The 6,530-nt window shown below is 55.6% G+C and carries 6 protein-coding genes and 1 pseudogene; all 7 read left to right on the forward strand.

Annotated features, from left to right (window positions below):
• The first annotated feature begins 121 nt into the window (after positions 1–121).
• The 7 genes and pseudogenes from P8014_RS08505 (at position 122) to P8014_RS08535 (ending at position 6,500) form a co-directional block, all read left to right on the forward strand.
• A complete protein-coding gene (locus P8014_RS08505; protein WP_337816885.1) occupies positions 122–925 on the forward strand; it encodes a helix-turn-helix domain-containing protein in 804 nt (267 codons plus the stop codon).
• A gap of 54 nt (positions 926–979) precedes the next feature.
• Positions 980–1,468 carry a bifunctional 3-hydroxydecanoyl-ACP dehydratase/trans-2-decenoyl-ACP isomerase gene (fabA, locus tag P8014_RS08510; protein WP_337816886.1) on the forward strand — a complete coding sequence of 163 codons (489 nt, stop codon included), beginning with the start codon at positions 980–982 and terminating at the stop codon, positions 1,466–1,468.
• 1,409 nt (positions 1,469–2,877) lie between these two features.
• A complete protein-coding gene (locus P8014_RS08515; protein ID WP_337816887.1) occupies positions 2,878–3,297 on the forward strand; it encodes a hypothetical protein in 420 nt (139 codons plus the stop codon).
• Positions 3,198–4,085 carry a cupin domain-containing protein gene (locus P8014_RS08520; RefSeq protein ID WP_337816888.1) on the forward strand — a complete coding sequence of 296 codons (888 nt, stop codon included), beginning with the start codon at positions 3,198–3,200 and terminating at the stop codon, positions 4,083–4,085. The genes P8014_RS08515 and P8014_RS08520 overlap by 100 nt, the downstream gene beginning before the upstream one ends.
• Positions 4,086–4,093: 8 nt before the next feature.
• Positions 4,094–4,974: pseudogene (locus tag P8014_RS08525) on the forward strand (TylF/MycF/NovP-related O-methyltransferase).
• Entirely contained in the window at positions 4,971–6,155 is a 1,185-nt protein-coding gene (locus tag P8014_RS08530; protein ID WP_337816889.1) for a cupin domain-containing protein, read from the forward strand. The pseudogene P8014_RS08525 and the gene P8014_RS08530 overlap by 4 nt, the downstream one beginning before the upstream one ends.
• A gap of 6 nt (positions 6,156–6,161) precedes the next feature.
• A complete protein-coding gene (locus P8014_RS08535) occupies positions 6,162–6,500 on the forward strand; it encodes a hypothetical protein (protein ID WP_337816890.1) in 339 nt (112 codons plus the stop codon).
• Positions 6,501–6,530: the final 30 nt, after the last annotated feature.

The raw sequence follows: 6,530 nt of genomic DNA on the forward strand, positions 1-6,530 counted from the left end.
TTGATGCGTGATTGCAAGACGTGACCCCGAAGCTCGCAAGGCGGTGTGACCATGGAGTCCGTTCCTGCGCAAGCTGGATCGGAACGAGCGCAGCGTGATCGGTCGTGTCAGACGTCTACCCATGAATCGCCTCGCACCTCTGCTGTTTCAGCCGACACTGACTCCGTCCGGTCTGGCGTGTTTCGGGCTCGGGTTGCGCGAGGCACGACCGTGTCCCGCGCTACGCGAGATCGTCCATTCGTACTTGCAGATCGATGCGCAGGACAGTGCGCTCTATCCGGTGATACCCGATGGCACGCAGTCGGTCTTTCTTTCCCCGAACATTGCGCGACTGGGCGGCGCGCAGACGGCGGCGCGTGTGCTCCGGTTGCCGCAGGCCGGCGAATATTTCGGCATACGGTTCATGCCCGGCGGTCTGCGGCATTTTCTCGTTCTGGATCTGACGGAAATCACCGATGCCTATGTCGCAGAAGGGGATGTCCCTGATAGGGGCTTTGCCGATCTGCGCCACGCGATTTACCGATATGGATCTTTCCACGAGCGCGCGGCAGCCTGTGACACTTGGCTGCTGAACCGATTCGTTCTTCGCCCGGACGTACAGCTGGATCATGCGCTGACGCTGATCGAACGAATGCGCGGCGGCATCAGGGTCGGGCAGCTTGCTGCGATCGTCGGGCGTAGCGAACGCCACCTCAATCGTCTGTTCCGACGTCATACTGGCCTGAACATCAAGGCTTTCATCGACACGACACGTCTACAGCACGTCAGCCAGCGACTCCATGCGCAGCCTGGCGCCGTGCTCGATACGGCGCATGATCTGGGCTATTGCGATCAAGCGCATCTACTCAATGACTTCCGCAAATACACCTGGTCTACACCCCGCACCTTCTTCGCGCGCTTCATGTCCGATTCTTACAAGCCCTGAGCTGACGCCATCCGCAGACTGCCGGGCTTTCGGGTCATGCGGAGCTACGTATCCATGCGGTTTACCCACGAGCAGGTGCTGGCAATCAGCACAGGGGAAGTTTTCGGGCCGGGCAATGCGAAGCTGCCTGCGGCACCCCTGCTGATGGTTGACGAAATCGGGTCGATCGAGATCAGTGGCGGCCGGTATGGTCGTGGGTATCTGGAGGCCGCGTTGCAGATTCGGCCGGAGCAGTGGTTTTTCTCCTGTCACTTCGCGGGCGATCCCGTCATGCCGGGTTGTTTGGGGCTCGACGCCTTGTGGCAACTGCTGGGCGTCTTCCTAGCTTGCTCAGGGTTGCATGGCCGCGGCAGAGCGCTGGGAGTTGAGAAGGTCAAATTTGGCGGACAGGTGTATCCGGATGCCGGCGAGATCGCGTACCGGCTGGACATCAAGCGGGTGTTCGCCAAGCCGATGTCGGTGGGCGTTGCCGACGGCGTCGTACTGCATGCGGGACAGGTCATCTACCAAGCAGACGGTTTGAAGGTTGGGCTTATCCGGTGATCATACTGGCCGTGTTGCGGAAGAAATAACGCGCGTATCTGGGGGCATGCACGACGTCAGGGGCTATCGTTGAAATCGACAGGCGGCGAGGGGCAGGGCTCGCAGCTATGTTCAGACCGCTACGCATCGAGCTGGTCAGCGTGCACACCATCCGAGGTCCAGACTTTATACCCCGTGTGGCGCGTACGCGGCTACAGCCACAGGCAGACCGGCGCACATTTTGGTGTGCGCTTCACTACAGCTGCGGGAAATTGGTGAGGCAGGCAAAGGGGGCTGAAGTATAAAATATAGACCCCGAATACTTGCGCGTTGGGCGCCCCATCTGAGTGCACCAACGCACCACTCATATGCAATCAGATCACGCTAATTCTGCCGAATAATTTTATCCAGAAACTCCAGGGTGGACAGATATATTAATTCGCTTAATAAATAACAATTACAGATCATTGAAATCAATAAGACCATATAGCTTCCCAAAGCCCTCCTCACACAACCCACGCTCTTATTCTGTTTACATAGCTGATATCTCCATGCACAGATAACTCAACTATAAGACAATAGAACAAAAACCCTCCCCATCCTATATGACATTAGCACTCGACCAAGTGCAGGAGCGACACCTCACCACCCCGACAAACACTCTTATTTATTCAAAACGTTACAGAACCTCCTCAAAAAACAAAAATAATCCGAAAAATCTTAATTAGACAAACAAAAAAACGAAAAGTTCACAAAAAATAACAACGTTAATATGCGAACTTTAAAACACTATTAAGCGTTCTTAATTTTTAATGAATTGGCATGATGGTTGCGTTTGTCTGGGGGCACCTTAAACAACTAGAGCAAAGGCAAATGCAAACCGGCAAACCAGGTCTTATAGCGGATTGGTGCAGATGGAAAACAACGCGCCAATGCTGACCATCATGCAATCCTGGCCCATTCATCGCATTACTACTCACTACACTGGTATTCACTCAGTGCAGTCCCGCCTTCGTTTCTCGTTGTTACCGTTTAACCAAACAAAGGCTTCATGTAGCCCCCCCGAATCGATCGTCACTGTTATCGAACAGAGGCGGGAGATCTCTCGACTGTTGAGTACATTCAATGGCCGAGAGTGAACGAGGGTATGTGCGACATGGCATGCACTGATCCATCCGGACCTGCAAAGGTACCGCATTGCAATGGGACTGCGCGCGCCGTCACCGCCACAACCTTCACTTCGCCTCCACCTGGAGGCACACCCACTCGAGGAAACTTCAAATGAAACTGCAAATCAAGGACATCAAGATCGTTCGTTTCAAAGGTGGCTTGTTTATCGACAACCAAGGCAAGCTGTTCTAACAGCCCCTGAAGTGCGCCGGGCAGTTAATTATATGGCTGCCCGGCCCTTTTTGAGATCGGGAAAATACATGTTTTTTGAAACTATTTTGCCAGACATCGACCGCAACACATTCCTGCGTGAGACGATGGGGAAAAAACATCAGCTATTCAAAGCGTCCCACAAGCTGCACGAGGCCTTCTCGGTGCGAGACATCGATGATTTGCTGACGGCATGGAACGGGCAACTTGAGACATTTGTTCTGGTATCGATCGGCGGCGAGCCGGTGCACATCCCGCGCAGCGAGCTCAGGCAAATCAATCAGAAGGCAATGATTGAGGCCCTGTACCGCCACGGAGCAACGCTGAGCATCGACGGTTTCGAACTGCGCCACCCCCTTATTTCCCGCCTTTGCCGCGATCTAGAAAACCAACTCGGTGGCTCTACGACAACGAAGGCTTTCATCACCCCCCCGGCAAGCCTGGCTACAACGTCCACTTCGACGCACTAGACACCTTTGTCCTTCAGTTGGACGGCGAAAAACACTGGAAAGTGTTTCCCCAGGCCATCTCCATGCCGACAGCCACTCAAGCCCGAGAACTGGAGGACGAGGAGGTGGGCGAGGCGCTGGCCGAATACACACTCGAGCCCGGCGACCTCTTGTACATGCCTGCGGGGTACCCGCATGGCGCCCTGTGCGTCGAAGAGCACAGTACACACGTAACGATCGGCTTCACACCCTGGCGCGTCAATCGCATCGCCGAGTTCGTCATCAACACGCTGCTTGCGCCTACGAGCGAAACGATACGACAACATCTTCTAGCCCGCGAAGCCGACGAGGACTCAGAAGCAAAACTAAAGATTGGCCTGCTGGACATCGCGTCGGCCCTGGAGCACATCAATCCGCGTACCGTGATGGATACATTCCAGAACGCGTCACGTGGCATCATGCCGTCGGTCCTAGACTACGGCATTAAAAATGCGTCTTCTCAGCCACTGTTGACGGTAACGTCAACTTTTTCCTTCAATAGTGAAAGCCTACACCGCCTCGACCTCGACCTCGACGCAGGGGTGGTATTCGTCAGACTAGGCTGTTCAATGGCACCTCGCCCTGACACGCTGACACTTCCTCCCCATATGGAACTACCGGCGTACGCGGCCTGCGACCTGGAGTGGATCTTCGATTGTCAGGAGCCGTTCAGTGTGGCCGACATCAGGGGCGACCTTGACGAGGAAAGCCGCTTAGTACTACTGAAAGAACTCGTGAACCACGGCGTGGTCAACGTCGTATCCGCATGACAACGACTATGATCGATCAAGCGTCACACACCGTGTCGGTTAACAAGTACAACCGGCCCTACGTCGACCTCCTGAAGCGCGTACTATGCAACAGCATTTACGGGTCAGAGTCCGATGTCACCGATGATGATATCGCCGTCTGCACTGCAGCATTGGATTCGATTCGTGCAAGTAAACCATGGGTACTGGAGCGCTATCGCTCGCTCGACGGCCAATCTCTCGCACAAACTCTTGCATACACCAAGCGCAGTCGCGCACTTCACACCTATGTGCGCCGGCCAGGCCTCGACAACATCGAGGCATGCGCCCTAGACGTTTTTGCATCGTCCGTTCCTGGCGACTTCATTGACGCCGGGACTCTCAGGGGCGGTACCGCGATCCTGATGAAAGGAATACTGCGCGCCGCTTCGCAAGAGCAGCGCAAAGTGCTAGTGGCCGACTCCTTTGAGGGATTGCCGGCCCCTTGCGAAAGCGACTCGGTGTTCGATCGGGAGATCTGGTACGCGATGGCGGCGGCGCTACCTCAGTACAACTTGCTGTGCCTCGAGACACTGGATCGTGTGAAGGAGAACTTCGTACGGTATGACTTCTAGACGACGGCGTGGAGTTTGTACCGGGCTGGTTCTCGCAGACCTTACCCCAGATATCGCCCCGCCCGTTGGCGTTGATTCGCATAGATGCAGACTGGTATGAGGGTACCAGGGACGTTCTGATCAACCTCTACCCTATGCTCTCCGATGGAGGATATGTGATCGTCGACGATTACAAGCTCGAAGGGTGCCGACGAGCAGTCGACGAATTTCGCGTCCAGCATCGCGTGTTCAACAAGATCCAGATCTGTGACGAGGAAGATGGCGTGGTCTATTGGAAGAAGGAAACTTCGAAATGAGCGGCACTGGATTCTTCACTGCTCTGGATTCACTCAAGCCGACATTCGATCTCATCAATGCCATGTCCACGCAGTTCCTTCCGTTGTCGATTGAGCAGTACGGCCTTCATGAAAAGCCTGTGCTGGATCGCATTGCGGCATTGGCTTCGACGCGCAACGGTAATCAAGTGCGCGCCTACGACTCGCGAGCCGCAGTGCAGATACCCGACATTGCCCCGACTTCCATCGACGAGCTGTTCGAGCATTCACAAGCTCTTAAGTACACGTTCAATATCGAGTACATCGAGTCGCACATCCCTGAAGCTAGTGCCCTCGCGATCGATTTGGCCGCGTTCTTTGGTGGCAGCGTCGCAGTACATGCCTTTGTTTCGGGTGCAGGCGTTCCCTCAACCCCGATCCACTACGATTACACCCACGCCTTCACATTCCAGTTGACTGGATCGAAGCGATGGCAGTGCCACCAGTACCTGGAACAGCCCACCTTTGGCGCAGGCGGCTATGTCGTCAACCCGGATCAAGTCGGACCCATGACGCTTGACAAGGTTCTGCATGCCGGAGAAACGCTGTTCGTGCCCCGAGGCAAGCTTCACCTAGTTAGCGCGTTGCCCAATTCCAACTCGGTCCACTTGGCAGTGAGCGTCAAGCATCTCGGCTGTTATCGATTCATTGCTCCGTTCCTGGATCCAGACATGGACGATCCCGAGTGGGCCGGCACCCGGTTTGAGCAACACGTGGAATGGATGACGAACGGCATCAATAAGTTTCCCGAACGCGCAAGCTCGGGACAAGCGCTCGAAAAGGCCCGCATCGCCATTTGGCAAATGATCTACGAACAGCATCATCGGATGCGCTGCCCTCCACCTGCTGGGTCTGCGTCTGAGCCGTCCAGGGTGCGCTGGTACAGAAGCAATGGACGGCCGGTAATAGTACGTCGCCTTTCGGACTGCATCGCCGTGGAGTTCCTAGACCCGTCCGGGGAGCTGGTAGGCAATCGCGCCTACGGTTTCGGTCCTTCACGCGTGGAACTGCCTTTGGAGGCCGAACCGTTCGCAAAAATGCTCGAGCGAGGCGTGCTCGACGAGCCGCAACTCCGGGAAACATATGATAGCGAGACAGCCGAGAACCTTCTCCAGTTGGTGCAGGATATGGAAATCTTCCATCACGCCGCAGATGCGCAATAGCCAACCATGACCAAGACGAAGAACGGCATGTGGAATAAAACGTCAGTCGGGCTCATGGCAGGGTCAGCGTTAGCCGGCTTCAGCTTTTGGGTTGATTTGCTCGTCATCCTGACACTGGCCGCCTATGAATACAAAGCCAGTCCGTTTGTGATGGCTTTTATCAGCGCAACCCTGATCGTGCCCAGAATGCTGGTGGGGCCCGCGGTCGGGCGCTGGTTGGACAGGACGCGACTAGCGCCGACGCTCATGGGTGCCCTTGAACCGCCCCGGGATTTGCGGAGGCTCCAACACTTGAGAGAATGGAGCCATGAGCAAAGCCAAGAAGTATTCCCCCGAAGTGCGTGAGCGTGCGGTACGTCTGGTGCAAGAGCACCG

The sequence above is a fragment of the Acidihalobacter sp. genome, from assembly GCF_037381185.1.
Taxonomy (GTDB): domain Bacteria; phylum Pseudomonadota; class Gammaproteobacteria; order DSM-5130; family Acidihalobacteraceae; genus Acidihalobacter_A.